Origin of the sequence: Lederbergia graminis (assembly GCF_042655485.1) — a bacterium.
GTDB lineage: Bacteria > Bacillota > Bacilli > Bacillales > Bacillaceae_C > Lederbergia > Lederbergia graminis.
Map to the genome: position 1 here is coordinate 130,964 of NZ_JBHSMC010000029.1, position 19,023 is coordinate 149,986.

Genomic DNA, 19,023 nt, shown 5'->3' on the forward strand with positions numbered 1-19,023 from the left:
TTATAGGCGATAGTCGAAAAATAAGCGACAAATTTCTCACGAAAAAATTGTTAAGATTTAGTAACTTTGTATATTATTAAATATATCAAACATCGGCACCATAATAGCTGTGACAATCGTTCCTACTAGACCCGCTAATAGCACAATCATGATTGGTTCAATGAGTGATTTTAAGCGGTCTGTAGCTGCTTCGACTTCCGCTTCATAGAAATCCGCCACATTCTCTAACATGACATCCAGTGATCCTGTTTCTTCTCCAATTGCAATCATTTGGGAGACGAGCGGGGGAAATGCCCAATGTTTTTTCATCGGTTCTGTTAATGACTTCCCTTGTTCTAATGATTGTCTAGATTCCTTAATCACTCTTGCAATTACTTCATTCTCTACTAGTTTCTCCAGCATTGTCAATGCTTGGAGAATTGGGACGGAACTCGAAAACATCGAGCTAAATGTTAAGGTAAATCTAGCTAATACACTTTTTTGAAAAATAGAACCAAATATAGGCATTCTTAATATGATTAGGTCTAGATAATACTTTGTTTCTGGCTTTTTACGCATCGTAAAGATGGTAAACCAGATTAACACAGGGATAAGCATTAATAAGTACCAAAACTTTCGAACGAAATTACTACTATTTAGGACAAATTGAGTGATAGCTGGTAGCTCTCCACCTACATCTGCAAACAAAGATACAAATGTAGGCACAACTCCTATTAATAGAAAAATGACTACAGCTATCGCAATGATACCAACAAAAATTGGGTAAGAAAAAGCAGAAATTACTTTCTGTCTAGTACGATGTTGCTTTTCATAATGAATACTTAATCGATTAAGTGTCTCATCTAATGTTCCTGAAATTTCTCCTGCATGTACCATATTAATAATTAAAGACTCAAAAATTTCTTCATGCTTCGCTAATGCTTTCGATAATGGATTTCCCGCTCGTATCTCCACTTCAACCTTTTGTAAAGCTTTTGCCAATGGTTTACTGTCCGTCTGCTCTGCTAGAATTTTCGTTGCCTCTACTACTGACACTCCAGCTGACAGAAGAGTTGAAAATTGCTTTAGAAAAATAACGAGATGTTGAAGTTTTACTGGGTTGCCAATTACAATATCTTTCGTAAATATATTTTCAGGTACTTCCTCGATTTCAATTACTCGAACGCCATCATGTCGGAGCTTTTCCATCGCCTCTCTTTTGGAATCGGCGTGTAGTATCCCATTCTTCGTCCCTGTCCTTGTGCGCCCACTATACTTAAAACGTGCCATTATTCAAATACCTGCTTTAGGAATGGAAGAGCAACCTCTCGAGAGATTTTTCCCGCGTTTAACAGTTCTTTTGTGCTGTTTTCTAAAAGTTGCATTCCTTCCAGTCGTGATGTTTGCATGATATTTGGAATTTGGTGTGCTTTTTCTGATCGAATCAAGTTTCCAACAGCTGGGACATTAAGCAATACTTCAAAAGCTGCAATGCGCCCTTTTCCGTCGACAGTTGGAAATAATCTTTGTGATATTACTGCTTCTAATACGGAGGAGAGCTGATAACGGATTTGATGCTGTTGATCCCCATTAAACACATCAATAATACGATTAACCGTTGAAACCGCACCAGAAGTATGTAAAGTACCTAATACTAAATGACCTGTTTCTGCAGCCGTAATCGCGGTTTGGATCGTTTCTAAATCTCTCATCTCTCCTACTAGTATAACATCAGGGTCTTGACGAAGCGCACTACGTAGTCCATTTGCAAAATTTAGTGTATCTAACCCAACCTCTCGTTGGTCAATAACACATAGTTGATGCTTATGCATATATTCAATCGGATCCTCAAGAGTGATAATATGTTTTCGCATCGTTTTATTCATGTAGTCAATCATAGAAGCTAAGGTTGTGGATTTTCCGCTTCCAGTTGGTCCTGTTACGAGGACTAGTCCTTGCGGCTTCTCTGCGATTTTTCTTACGATTGGTGGCAAATTTAATTGTTCCATTGAGGGAATTTCGGTTGGCACTACGCGAATTGCAAGGGCGGAACTGGAGCGTTGTCGAAACACATTCACACGAAATCTTGACACTCCTTGCAAACCGTATGAAAAATCTAATTCACCTTTCTCAATATAAACATTCCATAAGTGTTCTGGAATCATTTCTTGAGCAATCGCTTCCGATTGATCTTGTGTTATTCGATTTTCTCCAAATTTCTTTAACACTCCATTTATGCGCATGATTGGTGGAACTCCAACCGTTATATGTAAATCCGAAGCTTGAAGTTCAAATGCTTTTTGCAGTAAATATTGAATACTATTTTCGTCCATGTTTTCACCTACTCTAAATATGCAACTCGCAAAACTTCTTCTGTAGTAGTTATTCCTGCTTGCACCTTCATTAATCCATCATCTAGTAAGAATACGGTTTTTTGTTGCTCTGCTTGTTTCTTAAGTTCTGATAGATCTTGTTTATTCATGATGATTTTCTTCATTTCGTCTGTCATTACAAGAACTTCATGGATAGCAACTCTTCCCTTATAGCCTGTCATATTGCATGAAACACAACCTTCTCCACGCATGACATGGTCAATACGTAGTCCTCGTTTTTTAAATATGTCCATTTCTCTAGTTGTTGGTATGTCTTTTTGCGCACAATCTCTACAAACTTTGCGGACAAGCCTTTGCGAAACAATACCATTTAAAGAGGCAGCTATTAGAAATGGCTCTACCCCCATATCCATCAATCTTGTTACGGTACTAATGGAGTCGTTTGTATGGATGGTTGATAATACTAAATGCCCCGTCAAGGAAGCTCTAATTGCTATTTCCACTGTTTCATTATCACGTATTTCACCGACCATGATAATATTAGGATCTTGACGTAATATAGATCGTAGCCCAGAGGCAAACGTCAAACCTACAGTGGGGTTAACTTGTATTTGATTTATTCCTTCCAGTTGGTACTCGACCGGATCTTCAACAGTTATAATATTTACTTCTTCCTTATTTAACCGGTTTAATGCAGCATATAATGTGGAGGATTTCCCAGAACCTGTTGGACCGCTAATAAGAATAATTCCAGTAGGTTGTTCAATTAATTGTTTAAATCGTTGTAAATTTAATTCATTAAAGCCAATTCTATTTATATCGTTTAAAACATTTCTTAAATCAAGAATCCGTAAAACGATTTTTTCCCCATAGACAGTAGGTAAAGTTGAAACTCTTAAATCTATTGGTCGCAAATCTATATTTGTTCTAATTCTACCATCTTGGGGTATTCGGTATTCGGTAATATCCATATTTGCCATGATTTTAACTCGTGAGATTAGCATGTTTTGCATATTCTTTGGAACTTTACGTTCTACACGAAGTAATCCATCTACACGGTAGCGAATAACAACCTTCGATTCCTGTGGATCGATATGTATATCACTTGCTCTTTGTACGAGTGCATTCGTTAAAATCTGATTCACTAATCGAACAATTGGTGAATCATTATCGGTAATATTTTCTTGACCAGCCTGTATATTTACCTGCTCGGATTCAAATTCATCGAAGTCATCTTCATTGTCGTAATATTTATGGATTGCACGTAAAATATCTGCTTTTGTAGCAATAACGGTTTCTATATGAAAGCCAGTAGCAAGTCTGAGGTCTTCAATTAAATAAAAGTCCATCGGATCAGCCATTGCTACATATAATTTATCATCCTCTTTTTTTAACGGGACAATTAAATTCCGTTTCGCAGCATCTTTTGGGATTAATGAAAATAATGTCTCATCAAACGGATAACGGTACAGACTTATATGAGGTATCCCTAACTGAAACTCCAATGCCTCAATTAACTGTCGCTCGGTAATATATCCGAATTGTACTAATGCATCCCCAAGTTTTTGGTTTTCACTTTTTTCTTGTAATGCTTTTTCAAGCTGATTCGAAGTTATTAGTCCCGAACTGACAAGTAAATCCCCGAGCCGTTTTCTCATTTTCAATCAAACCCATCCTCTCAGCCATATTAATCGGTTCATTTAGCTTATGAACTAACTTCCATGATAGTTTTTATGGTATCAGTTCATCCTCTTAACAAATAACCAGGACAAAAGTCTAGTTTTTTCTACAGCTTAATTCAAATATAGCCATTATAATCTGAAATAATCAATAAATAACTATCGACAACCACAAAATAAAAAAGAGTGCTTTTTTAATGGCACTCTTGATTACGAATTAGATTAACGATAAATGGTTTCATTTCCGAAATGAAATATAGAGAACTTACAATCGCAAGTACTTCATCTTTTTCAAGTGACTCTATTAGTTGTTTGATTAATAACTTACTATTTGGATCAGCAGTTACATTTGGGTTATTACTTATTTCCTTCAGTTCCTCAGCAGTAGCAGCTCGTGGGAAGTCAAATTCAGTTACAAATATTTGTGCTTTTAATGTATTTAAAAGGGCAAACATCTCTGTTAAATCCTTATCTTTTAACGCAGCAAATACAATTTTAATATTATTGTAACTGTATCTAGCTTCCATAACCGAAACAAATGAGCGCATTCCTTCCGGATTATGTGCCCCATCCATAATGATAGTTGGATTGACTTGTAATATTTCAAACCTTCCTGGCCAATACGCTTGTAATAGCCCTTCTCTTATGTGCTGTTCGTGAACTGTTACATGACCAGATTCTTGTAGATATAAAATACTAGCAATTGCAACTGCTGCATTTTCTGTTTGATGTTTTCCTAATAAGGAAATTTGTATATTTTCTAATAGGACATTATATGTTTTTAACGTAAACTGTTCTCTGTTTTGAAGGGATTGATAACTCGATACGAAAAAGTCTTTTCCAAGTTGGAACAAAGGAGCGTTTTTCTCTTTCGCAATTTTTTCTACTTGTTTTATTCCTTCATCGCTTTGAATACACGTAAAGACAGCTGTATTTTCTTTAATAATCCCTGCTTTTTCAAAGGCGATTTGTTCTATCGTGTCACCTAGAATTTGAGTATGATCCATTCCGACATTTGTGATAATGGACAATAAAGGCGTTATTACGTTGGTCGAATCAAATCTACCTCCAAGTCCCACCTCAAATATGACGAAGTCTACTGGATGTACTTCCGAAAAATAATAGATAGCCATTGCAGTAATTACTTCAAACTCGGTTGGTGGACCTAACGGTGTGTGTTCCAGCTCATCTGCAAGTGGTTTTATTATATTTACTAGTCTCGTAATGTCATTGTCAGCAATTGGAATTCCATTTACGCTAATTCTTTCGTTAAATTGTTCAATATATGGTGATGTGAAAGTTCCTACCTCATACCCAGCTGCTTGGAGCATAGAGCGCACATAAGTAACGGTTGACCCTTTTCCATTCGTTCCACCTATATGAATTGCTTGAAGTTTTTGTTCTGGATGGGATAGCCTTTCTAACATCCACTCCATCCTTTTTAAACCTGGCTTCATTCCTAAACGTAAACGGGCATGAATCCAGTTAAGGGCCTCATCATATGTAGAAAACAATGCGTACACCTCTATCCATGATAATGGAAGCGAATCCTAATAGAATTCGCTTCCTCTCACACAATTATGATTGTAATGCCTTAATACGTGCTTCCACTATCGCTTTCTTCTCTAAGTAGTCTTTTTCTTTTGCGCGTTCTTCCGCAACAACAGCTTCAGGTGCCTTACTGATAAATTTCTCATTTGCCAGTTTCTTCTGGACGCGTTCTACTTCTTTCGTCCATTTATCTAATTCTTTATTTAGGCGAGCAATTTCTTCTTCCATATTGATTAAGTCAGCTAATGGAATAAACAGTTCAACTCCTGTAACAACAGCCGTCATTGCTTTATCTGGTGACACGATATCAGGAGCAATTTGTAATTCTTCTGGATTACAGAACTTTTCAATGAAAGGTTTATTTTTTTCTAGTGCTGCCAATACAGTTCCATCTTTTGCCTTTAATAGTAATGTAATTTTCTTACTCATAGGTGTGTTTACTTCTGCACGGATATTACGAACAGAACGGATAATATCCATTAGCAATTTCATTTCTTGTACAGCATTTTCATCATTAAATTGCTCATTTACTGTTGGCCATACAGCAACTGTAATAGATTCACCTTCATGAGGTAAGTTCTGCCAAATTTCCTCGGTAATAAATGGCATAAATGGATGTAACAATCTCATTGTTTGATCGAGAACATATGCCAAAATAGAACGTGTTGTCTTTTTCGCTGCCTCATCTTCTCCATAAAGTGGAAGTTTCGCCATTTCGATATACCAGTCACAGAAATCATCCCATATAAAGTTGTAAAGTGCTCTACCTACTTCACCAAATTCATATTTGTCTGCAAGCTTTGTAACTGTTTCAATTGTGTCATTTAAGCGAGTTAAGATCCATTTATCGGCAACAGACTTTTCCCCGGTTAAATCAATTTCGTCATATGTTAATCCATCCATGTTCATTAGAGCAAAGCGAGATGCATTCCATATTTTATTAGCAAAATTCCAAACAGATTCGATTTTCTCCATGCTGAAACGTAAATCTTGGCCTGGAGAACTTCCTGTTGTTAAGAAATAACGGAGAGAATCGGCACCGTACTTATCAATAACATCCATTGGATCCACGCCGTTACCAAGCGATTTACTCATTTTCCGTCCTTCTGCATCTCGAACAAGTCCATGTATTAATAAGTCTTTAAAAGGACGTTTATCCGTAAACTTTAGACCTTGGAATATCATTCTCGATACCCAGAAAAAGATAATATCATAACCTGTTACTAGGCAATCAGTTGGGTAATAACGTTTGAAATCTGCCGCATCTTCATCTGGCCATCCCATTGTTGAGAACGGCCATAATGCAGAACTAAACCACGTATCTAATACATCAGTGTCTTGTTCCCAATTTTCCTCATCTTGTGGTGCCTCATGACCTACATATATTTCTCCTGTTTCTTTATGATACCAAGCAGGAATACGATGTCCCCACCATAATTGACGTGAAATACACCAATCATGAATATTTTCCATCCAGTGCATATATGTCTTTTCAAAACGATCTGGAACAAAGTTAACTTTTTCATCACTTTTTTGTAGTTCAATTGCTTTTTCTGCAAGTGGCTTCATTTTAACAAACCACTGTGTAGATAAGTATGGCTCTACTACTGCTCCACTTCGTTCAGAATGGCCAACAGAATGGAGATGCTCTTCAATTTCAAATAGAATACCTGCCTCCTGCAAGTCTTTTACAATTTGTTTACGACATGCAAAGCGATCCATTCCATTATACTGTCCTGCATTCTCATTCATTGTGCCATCTTCGTTCATCACAAGGATACGTTGAAGATTGTGACGGTTACCAATTTCAAAGTCATTAGGATCATGTGCCGGTGTAATTTTCACCGCTCCTGATCCAAACTCCATATCCACATAATCATCCGCAACAATCGGAATTTCTCTACCAACAATAGGTAATATTACAGTTTTCCCAATTAAATGTTTGTAGCGCTCATCTTCTGGATGGACAGCTACACCAGTGTCACCAAGCATTGTTTCTGGACGAGTAGTTGCTACTTCTATGGAGCCAGAACCATCAGCTAGTGGGTAATTCATATGATAAAATGCACCTTGTACATCTTTATGAATAACTTCAATATCAGACAATGCTGTTTTTGTTGCAGGATCCCAGTTAATAATGTATTCGCCACGATAGATTAAACCTTCATTGTAAAGAGTCACGAATACCTCACGAACAGCTTGTGAAAGACCTTCATCTAACGTGAATCGTTCTCTAGAGTAATCAAGTCCCAACCCAAGCTTCGCCCATTGCTCGCGGATAAAAGTCGCATATTCCTCTTTCCATTTCCACGTTTCTTCTAGGAACTTTTCTCTGCCAAGATCGTAACGAGATTTTCCTTCTTCCCGAAGTTTTTCTTCGACTTTCGCTTGTGTTGCAATACCTGCATGATCCATTCCAGGTAGCCATAACACATCATATCCTTGCATTCGCTTCATTCTTGTCAATATATCTTGCAAAGCAGTATCCCATGCATGACCTAAATGTAGCTTTCCTGTTACATTTGGAGGCGGAATAACAATCGTGTATGGTTCTTTATCAGGATTATTTTCTGCTTCAAAGTACTTTCCAGACAACCACCATTCATACCTACCTTGTTCAATGTTTTGAGGTTCATATTTAGTTGGCATGCTAATTTCTTTCTTTTCCATATTCATCCTCCTACTTCATTCTCCAAATACAAAAAGCCCCCTCCGTCAAAAGGACGAAGGGAGCAGATTCGCGGTACCACCTTTTTTCATGGATTTATCAAGACACAATAAATCCAGCACTTACATACATAACGGCTCTCCACCGGTTTCTACTACTTGATTTTCCGTTCATAGAAACTGCTCAAGGGCGACCTTCCATTAGTGTCACTTAGAAAATCTCACAGCTTTGATTTTCCTCTCTGAAAGCAACCAACTAACGTACTCTTCCCTGTCAATGCATTTTTATCATTATTCATTTATAGTATAGAATTTCCTTGCAGATTGTCAATGATTTCAATAAAATTTCTAACTTTATTCAAGATTACTCACATCATAGCCAATTTTACATATTTTATACTAGGCGAATTCATTAGGAGGTTAATCGGATGAAAAAGAAATTTAATCAGTATACTTTTTATTCTTGGAAGTTGCATTTCAAGGCAATGTGCAGACAACTCATCGTTCCATTTACTGTATTTCAAGCGATTAGAACATTAATTTTCCCTACTGTTTTAGATATATTAATTTTAGCTACTTTTATTGCCACCATTATTGCATTTCACAACGAGTGGATATAAAAATACCCCTTCGATCCACTTTTTTATTCCGAAGGGGTAGATTGTTCTTTTTTTCTTTTTTCTATTTCTTCTAATTGCATCACTAAATATTCAATATTTTTCATACGCCAATACTGGCGCTGTAACTGAGTAACAAATTTCATTTCACTTTTCTCTTTCCCAGTAGAAAAGTATTTCTCTACAACTCGGAAAATGGGACCAGGATTTGCTAAATAACTTAGAAACAAAAGCATTTCTTCTTCGTTAAATGGAAAATATCGAAAATAAGCATCTAACCATTTCAAACTTTCATCAAACCGTTTTGGATGTGTGCTTAATGTACGATCCAAAAAGGGGAGAAGATCATGTAATGGAGATGAAATTGCTGCATGCTCAAAATTCGAAAAAAATCCGTGACCACTCTTATCATATAAATAGTGTTCATTGGATAATTTCCCATGTATGATTACACTTCGAGCTTTTGTTTCTTCTTTTGTTTTTTCAAACCAATCTTTTAGTTTTGCTAAAGCATACCGTTGTCCACCGTATATTTCGCTGTAAAAGGTACTAAATAGCAGCTGAAAAGGAGACATATATGTTTGTCTCTCACACCGTTCAATGAAGAGTAATAAAGCTTCTTGTTCACTTTCCCAGCGACTACTAGTACGGTCATAATGTTCTTGACGTTCCTCTTTCGTAATTGGTACTTCGCGTACAGATAATGTGTGCATTCTGGCAAGCTCACGAAACAGGTCAACATTCTTCCCTATCTCTCCATCTCTCTCCTTGTTTTCAAGCCAGGGCATTAAATAATATAAGGAATCCCCTTCTAAAATTGCATACCTTCCATCCTGACAAGGGTAAATAGGAACGATACGATTATATCCACGCTGATAAAGCGTCTGTACATAATATAGAAAATCTATTCCGTTCTTTGCATTCATTCTCTTCAATGCAAACTCGCCTTTATCCGTATATAACTTAAATACTCGCCCATGTTTTTCTACATAACTAATTTCCAATCCGTAGTGCCTAATTACTTTCTCTAGTTCACTATGATACTGATTCTCCATCTAATCACCTGTTTCCACCTTAAAACTTAACTTTCTTTTCCTTGTATAACCGAAGACAATAAAATGTAGATAGAAATAAAAGCCAAACTATTGCTTGAATTTTTTCAAGATAGTTCAGCTTTTTCCTGCAAAAAGCGCTTCCTGTAGAATCTTTAAAAAACAGATTTTACAGGACAGAACAGATTGAAATACGATTGTAGGGTAATTTTTTAACTTTGATCTAAAAAACGAACACACTCCTGGGGTCAGGAAAGCGTTGCGAAGTACATGGACGTACTAGTGCAGGCGAAGCGACAGGACGTCGCTGTTTGAGCCTGCCAACAGGATGTTGCGAAATTAGCCTTCCTTCAAGCCCCAAGCGCTTTTCGCTTTTCTTTGTCTAGCTGCAGGCGCTATCGGCTCGAGGGCAAATAACCTGAGACACGAAAGGCAAAGAACGCCTTTCTTTGTCTCAGAACATTTGCTTGTCGCCGATAAGCAAGCGCCTTTCGCTTTTCTTTGTCTAGCTGCAGGCGCTATCGGCTCGAGGGCAAATAACCTGAGACATGAAAGGCAAAGAACGCCTTTCTTTGTCTCAGAACATTTGCTTGTCGCCGATAAGCAAGCGCCTTTCGCTTTTCTAGATCCCCGGGAGCGTAGTGTATTTCCGTTGCGGTATTGTACACTAGTATTGCCTATATTTAGATCTAGTTAATAACCCACCCTCTTTCAATTTCTAGTAATGTTTCTTTAAAATCGGAACACTTTTCGATGGAATATAAAGCACTTGACCTTCATATACTTCATGATTTGCGTCTAACTTATTTTCTCTTAAAATTTGCTGAACACTAACATCATACTTATCAGCTATTTGTTCTAATGAATCACCATGCTGCACTAAGCAAACTCGTAATTTAGCTGATTCTTCCTCTTCCTTTCTAGCGAAGAAATCAGCAAATGACATTGTTTTATACTTATCTTTCTTTTTCTTCACTTTATTAGTAGGTTCCTGATGGTCACTACTTGACTCAGCGTCTTGAGGGGATTCATCCTCCATGTAATCATCTATAACATATGAAGAAGATTCTATATTTCTCACCTCTGCCAGGTCATGTTCTTCAATAGAATGAAGAGCAATTTCCGGTAATGATTGAACCTTATGTTGCTTAAAATTTTCTTGTTCAGCATTATCTTTCTTAACGCTTTCAGGTACTACCGTTGCTTCTGTACGGAACGGAGTAAATAATTCCTCATCCTCATCCATTAACTGTTGAGATGACTCATATGAAGACTCGATAGAAGTGGAATCTTGTTGTATAATCTCAGGCTGTGATTGTTGTTCCAATACCTCCACTTCCACAATCTCTTCCTCATCCACTTCAGAACGCACAGATTCTAATTCTAACTCTGATGCAATTGAATCCTCTTCTACCTGAGCTGAAACATCTTCTTCCTCCACTATCTCATTATCAGAATAAACTCCATGTACATAGATATCTGCTATTAATTTCAGCCTTTCACCATCTAGTAGGTCATAATCAATCGATTCTACTTCAATTTCCAAATCTTCTAAATTGGTCACTCTTGATCTCGGAATTGTTATATCTACTGGGAAATGGTGTGAAAACTCACTATTTCCGTCATTTCTAATTTCTGTCGTTTGCATATATGTTCTTCCTGGAACAGAAAAAGACTCGACATCACTATTGCTATACGCATGTCTATATTCACCACTCAGTTCAAGCGAGCCTTTCAGAACTATAAATTCCACCTCATCTAAAACCGTTATATAAGGATCTAATGATAACGAAATTAGTTCATCTACTTCCTGTCCTTTTTCAAACCAAACAGACTCCTCGAGCGGGAACCTTAGGGATGTTTGTTGACGATCAGGCAAGCTTCATTCCTCCTTTCAAATCCACTACAAATAATATTAGGTCACTAACAGCCTATGTAAGTAGAAAGGTTTTAAGAACAAAAAAATAACGGTATGGTACTATGACCATGCCGTTATGTTGTGATTATTTACTTATTTTTTCAAATGCTCTCTCAGCAGCTGCAATAGTAGCAGCAATATCACCATCGGTATGTGCTGTAGATAAAAATAAACCTTCAAATTGGGAAGGAGGCAAAAATACTCCTTCGTAAGCCATTTCGCGATAATATTTAGAGAATAGTTCTAAATCAGATGTTTTCGCTTGCTCATAATTGTATACATCTTCATTTGTGAAGAAAATACCAATCATAGATCCAGCACGATTAATCGTATGAGGAATATTATACTTATTTGCTGCAGCTCTCAACCCAGCTTCTAATTCGTCTGCTTTTCTAATAAAATCGTCATACGATTCCGGGGTTAATTGACTAAGTGTTTCATAACCCGCTGTCATTGCTAATGGATTTCCTGATAATGTACCTGCTTGATAGATTGGTCCGCTTGGAGCAATCTTTTCCATAATTTCTGCCTTACCACCGTATGCACCAACTGGTAGTCCCCCACCTATTACTTTGCCTAAACAAGTAATATCAGGTGTTATTCCAAAATAACCTTGTGCACAATTGTAACCAACACGGAACCCTGTCATTACTTCATCAAAAATGAGTAATGATCCATATTCGTTCGTAATGTCTCGTAAACCTTGCAAAAATCCAGGGCGTGGAGGTACTACTCCCATATTACCTGCAACTGGCTCTACAATAATTCCAGCAATATCATCACCATATTGCTCAAAAGCATAACGAACACTTTCCAAATCGTTATATGGAACGGTGATTGTATTTTTTGCAATGCCTTCTGGAACACCTGGACTATCAGGTAAACCTAACGTTGCAACACCGGAACCAGCTTTTATTAAGAGAGAATCTCCATGTCCATGGTAACAGCCTTCAAATTTCATAATTTTATTACGACCAGTGTAACCACGTGCTAATCTAAGTGCACTCATTGTAGCTTCTGTTCCAGATGAAACCATCCTAACTATTTCAATGGAAGGGACACGTTCAATAACTAGATTCGCTAGTTTATTTTCCAATAATGTTGGCGCCCCAAAGCTTGTACCATCTTCAGCTACTTTTTTAATAGCTTCTACGACACGGTCATTTGCATGTCCTAAAATAAGCGGACCCCATGAGAGTACATAATCAATATATTCATTTCCATCAATATCGAAAATGCGGGAGCCTTTTCCTCTCTCCATAAAAATCGGGTCCATATCTACTGATTTAAAGGCACGTACTGGACTATTAACACCACCAGGCATTAACTTTACAGCTTCTTGAAATGCTTGTTGAGACTTTTCATATGATCTCAATTTCATTCCTCCGTTCCACTATTATTGTTTAGTATCTTGTAACCATCCTGCTACATCTTTTGCAAAATACGTAATAATAAGATCAGCACCTGCACGTTTCATGCTTGTTAACATTTCTAATATGATGGATCGTTCGTCAATCCATCCATTGGCAGCAGCGGCCTTAATCATCGCATATTCACCACTAACATTATAAGCAACAATAGGTGCATTAAAATGATTCTTTACATCACGAATAATATCCATATAGGATAGAGCTGGTTTTACAATTAAGAAATCTGCTCCTTCTTCTATATCGGACTCAGCTTCACGCAGTGCTTCCATGCGATTTGCAGGATCCATTTGGTATGTTTTACGATCTCCAAATTGTGGTGCACTATTTGCTGCGTCACGGAATGGACCATAAAAAGCAGAAGAATATTTAACTGCATAGGACATAATTGGAATATCAATAAAACCGGCTTCATCCAGTCCCTTTCTAATCGCTACAACGAATCCATCCATCATATTGGAAGGTGCGATGATATCAGCACCTGCCTCTGCTTGACTCACTGCTGTTTTGACGAGTAATTCTAGACTTTCATCATTTAACACTGTTCCATTTTCTACGATGCCACAATGACCGTGATCTGTATACTCACATAAACATGTGTCAGCAACAACTAACAATTCAGGATAGTGTTTCTTTACTTCTTTCGTTGCTAATTGAACAATACCATGATCATGGAAGGCCCCTGTACCACACTCATCCTTATCGCTTTCATTAGGAACTCCAAAAAGAATAACAGCTTTGATACCTAATGCTACTATTTCATCCAGTTCAGATTTTAACAAATCTAACGAAATTTGGAATACTCCAGGCATCGAAGGGACTTCATTTTTTTGATTTTCTCCCTCCACGATAAAAATAGGATAAATAAAATCTTCTGTATGCAAATGCGTTTCACGAACCATAGAGCGAATTGCTGCAGTTTTTCGTAAACGTCGATGTCTCTTAAATTCTAATGTATTCAAAAAGTATCTTCCTTTCGTTCAAAATACGAACATATGGCGGCAAACATTTCATCAATCGTAAAAGTATCTGGACATATATGAACTTTAATACCTGCCTGTTCAATTCTTTGTTTTGTAACAGTTCCAATTGCTGCTACAATTAAAGTTTCTAAAGCATACGAGAGATGGTGCTGCTGAACAATTTTCAAAAAGTGATTGAATGTGGATGGGCTTGTAAAAGCAGCAACATTAATCAGTTCATTTTTTAATAGTTGAGTTAATTTCCCAACATTTGCAGTTGGATAAAATGTCTCATATATAATCCATTCATCTGCACGAATTCCTTGTGTTCGAAATCGTTCCGCTATTACAGTACTAGCTAAATTCCCTTTGGCAATTAATACCTTTTTAGGTTGCTCGTCAAGAGGATCAAATTCATTAGCAAATGCCTCTGCAGTATAAACATTAGGCATAAAATGTGATGCAATATGGTATCGTTCTAGCGCTTCCTTCGTCTTTTCTCCCACTACCGCAAACTTAATTTTACCTTCATTAAATAGTTGTTCATTAGGATTTTCTTTAAAATGCTGAAAAAAATGATGCACACCGTTTTTACTAGTAAAAATAATCCAATCATATTGGCTAATATTACTCTTATAGTACGACTCATTTACATCTTTGTACGCTCGGAAATCAATTAGAGGAACCATGTGCGGAATACCACCAGCATTGGCAACATCCATACAAAATTTCTCTCCTTGCTCACCACCACGTGTTATTAAAACATGTTGACCTTTTAGGGGTTTGTGCCTTACGGTCATTTTTCTAACTCTTCTTTCACCTTGTCTATTAGGTTTTTTGCGCCTTGTTTACTTAATATCTCGGCTGCTTCCTCTCCAACTAACCTTGGCTCAGAGCCTGTAACTGTTTCTTTATACACAATTTTACCGTCAGGAGATGCAACAAGTGCAGTTAACTGTATTTCATCATCTGTAGTTATCGTTCCGTAGCCAGCAATAGGTACTTGGCAGCTACCTTCCATTTTTTCAAGAAATACTCGTTCAGCATCAACCGCACGTGCAGTTACATTAGAAGTAAGTAATGCTAATTGTTCCAATAATTCTTTATCGTTCTCACGACACTCAATCCCTAATGCTCCTTGACCTATAGCAGGTAGGCAATCTTCCGGTTCTAAGTATTCTGTTACAATATCTTTACTCCATCCCATTCTTGCAAGTCCTGCTGCCGCCAAAATAATAGCATCATAATCTTCTGTCTCTAATTTAGATAAACGCGTTTCTATATTTCCACGAATCCACTTAATTTCTAAATCTGGACGTACTGCTAGTATTTGTGCACTTCTACGTAAACTACTTGTACCAACTATTGCACCTTTTGGTAAATCTTTTAACTTTATATTTCCTTTAGAAATCAATACGTCGCGTACATCTTCTCTTTCTGGAATACAACCAATTGTTAAACCATCAGGTAAAACTGCAGGCATATCCTTCATACTATGTACAGCCATATCAATTTCTCCATCTAAAAGTGCCTGTTCAATCTCTTTAACAAACAATCCTTTACCCCCAACTTTTGAGAGGGTGACATCAAGAATTCGATCCCCTTTAGTAACAATCTCCTTAATTTCAAACTCAAAAGGTGCACCTAGTTTTTCAAGTTGTTCACGCACCCAATTTGTTTGAGTCAATGCAAGCTTACTTCTTCGGGAACCTATAATAATTTTTCTCACCATACATCCTCCTTCGCGACCATTTTTTACTGATACCATATGTGAAATGTTGATAATCTACTAACTAAGAAAAAATTAACTAAAACAATTAAAAATGCAGCGATATTCCACGTTGCTAAATTTCTACCATATAGTGATTTCTTAATGCGAAGATACAAAACGATTCCATAAATGATTAAAAGAATAAAGGAACCAATGATTTTCAAATCGTACCACGGTACTATTGGTAGTTTTATAAAAGCCCATATTAAGCCAAGAATTAAACTTAACAATAATATTGGGACACCAATCGCATTAAATAAATAGGAAATGTTTTCTAATTTCGTTAAATCTCCTAAACGCCATATACGTTGCTTCCACTTCTTTTCTTTCAACAGTTTATATTGTAATAAATAAAGAATAGAAAAGACAAAGGATAAAGAAAATGCACCATATGAAACAATCGCCATTGTAACATGTATGAAAAGTAATTCTGAAATAAGTTGTTCCGCCATTGCTGGTACTTGACTAGGAACAAATGCATGAATAGCCATAATGGTAAAGCCAAGTAGATTCGTGAAAAATAGTGTGAACTCCATTTGGACTATACGATGAATAGCAAGGGATAAAGTAATTAATACCCATGAATAAAAATAAAGTCCTTCAAATAAGGTTAACACCGGGAATCTGCCTGTCTTGTACATATACAAAAACAAAAAAATTGTTTGAAGTATCCAAACAATTGAAAGTAGCCAGAAGGCAATTTTGTTTGCCTTCTGATTATGTTCAATGAAATCGAAAAAATATAATAAAGTGGAAAAGGCATAAATGATTAAGACTATTTCAGGTAACCTAACCATTATTACATCTATCATATGTCACGTCCTCTTACGACTGGAAAGATGGAAGTGAAGTAGATAACTTCTTCTTTGCTTTATCTATTTTTGTAGTTGATGCTGGTTCAATCTTTCCATCTCTCGTTTCTTCAAGATCAAATATTTGTTTAAAAAGCTCAATTTTCTCTTGTGCATCTTCATGAGATGAGAATTCCTTTACTTGCAGTATTGGATGTTTGAGAAGTTGATTCACGATACTTTTTGTGTGCTTACTAACCACTTTTCGCTCGCGTTCTGATAAATTAGGTAGTTTCCGTTCAATACTTTTCATTGTTTCTGCTTGAATCGACAATGCCTTCTCTCGTAAAGAGGCAATTACAGGAACAACACCTAAAGTATTAATCCACTCTTGGAACTCAAACGTTTCACTTTCAATCATATCCATAATTTTCGCAGCAGCGATTTGACGTTCCTTCATATTAGCTTCTACAACATTCTCTAAATCATCAATATCATATAGGAAGGCATTTTCTAATTCGCCAATAGCTGGATCCAAATCTCTTGGAACTGCTATATCCATCAAAAAGAGTGGACGTCCTTTACGCATTTTTTCCATACTAGCAATCATTTCTTTTTTCACAATATAACCATTAGCCCCTGTTGAACTAATGACAATATCTGCTTCTATTAATGCACACTGTAACTCATTCAGTGGCTTTGCTGTTCCTGAGAATTGTCCTGCTAATGAATGAGCTTTTTCATATGTTCGATTCACAACAGTAACCTTTGTTGCACCATTTGCATACAGGTTCTTAATTGCTAGCTCACCCATTTTTCCAGCACCAATGACAAGTACGTGTTTGTCCTGTAAACTTCCAAACACTTTTTTCGCCAATTCTACTGCAGCATAACTGACAGAAACTGCATTTGCACCAATATCTGTTTCAGCGTGTGCTCTTTTTGCTAACGTAATAGCTTGTTTCATTAAATGATTGAAAATAGTACCTGTCGCACCTTTTTCTTGTGCAAGCAAGAAACTATTTCTAACTTGTCCTAAAATTTGCGTTTCCCCTAGGACCATCGAATTCAATCCACAAGTCACTTTGAATAGATGATGGGCTGCATCTTCTTGTTCATAAATAAATAAGTATGGAGAAAATTCTTCTTTCTCTATTTTAAACCATTCTGATAAAAACTCTTTAATATAATAGCGGCCTGTATGAATCTGATCCACTACAGCGTAAACCTCTGTACGGTTACATGTAGAGACGATTACATTTTCCAAAATGCTTTTTTTCTGTTGCAACGCGTGCATAGCATCATGTAATTCTGTTTCTGAGAATGCGAGCTGTTCTCTTATTTCAACAGGAGCCGTTTTATAATTTAATCCTACCACAATGATGTGCATGTAAAAATGGCACCTCCAGTATTAATGCTCGTAGGTATATTATATCATGCCAAGTTATAATAATTCTAAAAAAGATGTGAACAGATAATGAATCCTAAAGCACGAATATGATATATTTAAAAGGAATAATTTCTATTAAATCAACCTACTGTAACATAACAAATTAAGATTAGAAATACAAGTGGAGCGAAACGAGGAGAAATAATGAAGAAAAAATCATACTTAACCGGGTGTATCTTTTTATCCTTTGGAATTTACTTTTTACTCCAGCACTATCATATTTCCCTATTTCAGGGCTTTTACACGTGGCCAACATTACTTATCATCATTGGTCTCGGATTTCTAGTAAATGGTTATGTTGGAAAGGATTATGATTCGATACTACCTGGTGTTATTTTAACAGGAATCGGTATTCACTTTCATATTACCAATAATCTACCTGTTTGGCCTGAACACTCCGGTATCTTTCTTCTTCTGATAGCTCTTGGGTTATTATTAAGGTATGTCAAAACAGGCTCTGGATTATTTTCGGGGATCCTCTTCCTTACCGCTGCAATCTTACTATTATTCTTTGATAAAATTGTCACATGGGCAAATAATTTTGGATATAACTTAAGTTTCTTACATAACATCATGCCACTTATATTTATTGGCATCGGGATTTATTTAATCTATAGTAAAAAGAAATAATATTGTGATAAAGGAAAAAAGATAAAATTAAAACCGAACTATCGTTAACTCTAGATAGTTCGGTTTTATTCTTTCTGCGATATAGTTCTTTCAGGATGGAACTATCCCTTATATTAGTTTAAAGTTATCAGCGTAATGTATTTCCATAGCGGTTTTATTAATCTAACATTGTCCGAATTACATTCCAGTTCAAATG

15 protein-coding genes and 1 other annotated feature are annotated in these 19,023 nt (G+C 36.6%); of the genes, 2 read left to right on the forward strand and 13 right to left on the reverse strand.

The window, feature by feature from the left end; all coding sequences use genetic code 11:
* Positions 1-57: 57 nt before the first annotated feature.
* From ACFPM4_RS18715 to ACFPM4_RS18735, 5 genes are all read right to left on the reverse strand, one after another.
* Positions 58-1,269: a type II secretion system F family protein gene (locus ACFPM4_RS18715; protein ID WP_382355162.1), complete on the reverse strand. Its 1,212-nt coding sequence runs from the start codon at positions 1,267-1,269 to the stop codon at positions 58-60.
* Positions 1,269-2,312 (reverse strand): type IV pilus twitching motility protein PilT, encoded by a 1,044-nt coding sequence (locus tag ACFPM4_RS18720; RefSeq protein ID WP_382355165.1) that lies wholly within the window; start codon positions 2,310-2,312, stop codon positions 1,269-1,271. The genes ACFPM4_RS18715 and ACFPM4_RS18720 overlap by 1 nt, the downstream gene beginning before the upstream one ends.
* An 8-nt stretch (positions 2,313-2,320) precedes the next feature.
* A complete protein-coding gene (locus tag ACFPM4_RS18725) occupies positions 2,321-3,970 on the reverse strand; it encodes a GspE/PulE family protein (protein ID WP_382355335.1) in 1,650 nt (549 codons plus the stop codon).
* Positions 3,971-4,185: 215 nt separating this feature from the next.
* Complete coding sequence (locus ACFPM4_RS18730; RefSeq protein WP_382355168.1) at positions 4,186-5,505, reverse strand: bifunctional folylpolyglutamate synthase/dihydrofolate synthase; 1,320 nt, start codon at positions 5,503-5,505, stop codon at positions 4,186-4,188.
* 64 nt (positions 5,506-5,569) lie between these two features.
* Complete coding sequence (locus tag ACFPM4_RS18735) at positions 5,570-8,212, reverse strand: valine--tRNA ligase (protein WP_382355171.1); 2,643 nt, start codon at positions 8,210-8,212, stop codon at positions 5,570-5,572.
* A 46-nt stretch (positions 8,213-8,258) separates the two neighbouring features.
* Positions 8,259-8,496: a binding site (T-box leader), on the reverse strand.
* Positions 8,497-8,637: 141 nt separating this feature from the next.
* Here ACFPM4_RS18735 and ACFPM4_RS18740 point away from each other — a divergent pair.
* On the forward strand, positions 8,638-8,829 hold the full coding sequence (locus ACFPM4_RS18740; protein ID WP_382355174.1) for a hypothetical protein: 192 nt from the start codon (positions 8,638-8,640) through the stop codon (positions 8,827-8,829).
* A gap of 23 nt (positions 8,830-8,852) precedes the next feature.
* Here the strand turns inward: ACFPM4_RS18740 and ysxE are convergent, their stop codons facing one another.
* The 8 genes from ysxE to hemA form a co-directional block, all read right to left on the reverse strand.
* Positions 8,853-9,881, reverse strand: a complete 1,029-nt coding sequence (ysxE, locus tag ACFPM4_RS18745; protein WP_382355176.1) for a spore coat protein YsxE — start codon at positions 9,879-9,881, stop codon at positions 8,853-8,855.
* 715 nt (positions 9,882-10,596) lie between these two features.
* Positions 10,597-11,757: a stage VI sporulation protein D gene (spoVID, locus tag ACFPM4_RS18750; RefSeq protein ID WP_382355179.1), complete on the reverse strand. Its 1,161-nt coding sequence runs from the start codon at positions 11,755-11,757 to the stop codon at positions 10,597-10,599.
* Positions 11,758-11,881: 124 nt separating this feature from the next.
* On the reverse strand, positions 11,882-13,171 hold the full coding sequence (hemL, locus tag ACFPM4_RS18755) for a glutamate-1-semialdehyde 2,1-aminomutase (protein WP_382355182.1): 1,290 nt from the start codon (positions 13,169-13,171) through the stop codon (positions 11,882-11,884).
* 21 nt (positions 13,172-13,192) lie between these two features.
* On the reverse strand, positions 13,193-14,185 hold the full coding sequence (gene hemB, locus ACFPM4_RS18760) for a porphobilinogen synthase (protein WP_382355185.1): 993 nt from the start codon (positions 14,183-14,185) through the stop codon (positions 13,193-13,195).
* Positions 14,182-14,907 carry a uroporphyrinogen-III synthase gene (locus tag ACFPM4_RS18765; protein ID WP_382355188.1) on the reverse strand — a complete coding sequence of 242 codons (726 nt, stop codon included), beginning with the start codon at positions 14,905-14,907 and terminating at the stop codon, positions 14,182-14,184. The genes hemB and ACFPM4_RS18765 overlap by 4 nt, the downstream gene beginning before the upstream one ends.
* Positions 14,908-14,981: 74 nt before the next feature.
* Complete coding sequence (hemC, locus tag ACFPM4_RS18770) at positions 14,982-15,914, reverse strand: hydroxymethylbilane synthase (protein ID WP_382355191.1); 933 nt, start codon at positions 15,912-15,914, stop codon at positions 14,982-14,984.
* 26 nt (positions 15,915-15,940) lie between these two features.
* Positions 15,941-16,768 carry a cytochrome c biogenesis protein gene (locus ACFPM4_RS18775; protein ID WP_144921289.1) on the reverse strand — a complete coding sequence of 276 codons (828 nt, stop codon included), beginning with the start codon at positions 16,766-16,768 and terminating at the stop codon, positions 15,941-15,943.
* Between the two features lie 13 nt (positions 16,769-16,781).
* Positions 16,782-18,137, reverse strand: coding sequence for a glutamyl-tRNA reductase (gene hemA / locus ACFPM4_RS18780; RefSeq protein WP_382355194.1), 1,356 nt, complete (start codon positions 18,135-18,137; stop codon positions 16,782-16,784).
* Positions 18,138-18,341: 204 nt separating this feature from the next.
* Between hemA and ACFPM4_RS18785 the strand changes: the two genes are divergently transcribed.
* A complete protein-coding gene (locus tag ACFPM4_RS18785) occupies positions 18,342-18,827 on the forward strand; it encodes a LiaI-LiaF-like domain-containing protein (RefSeq protein WP_144921285.1) in 486 nt (161 codons plus the stop codon).
* The last annotated feature ends 196 nt before the right edge of the window (positions 18,828-19,023 follow it).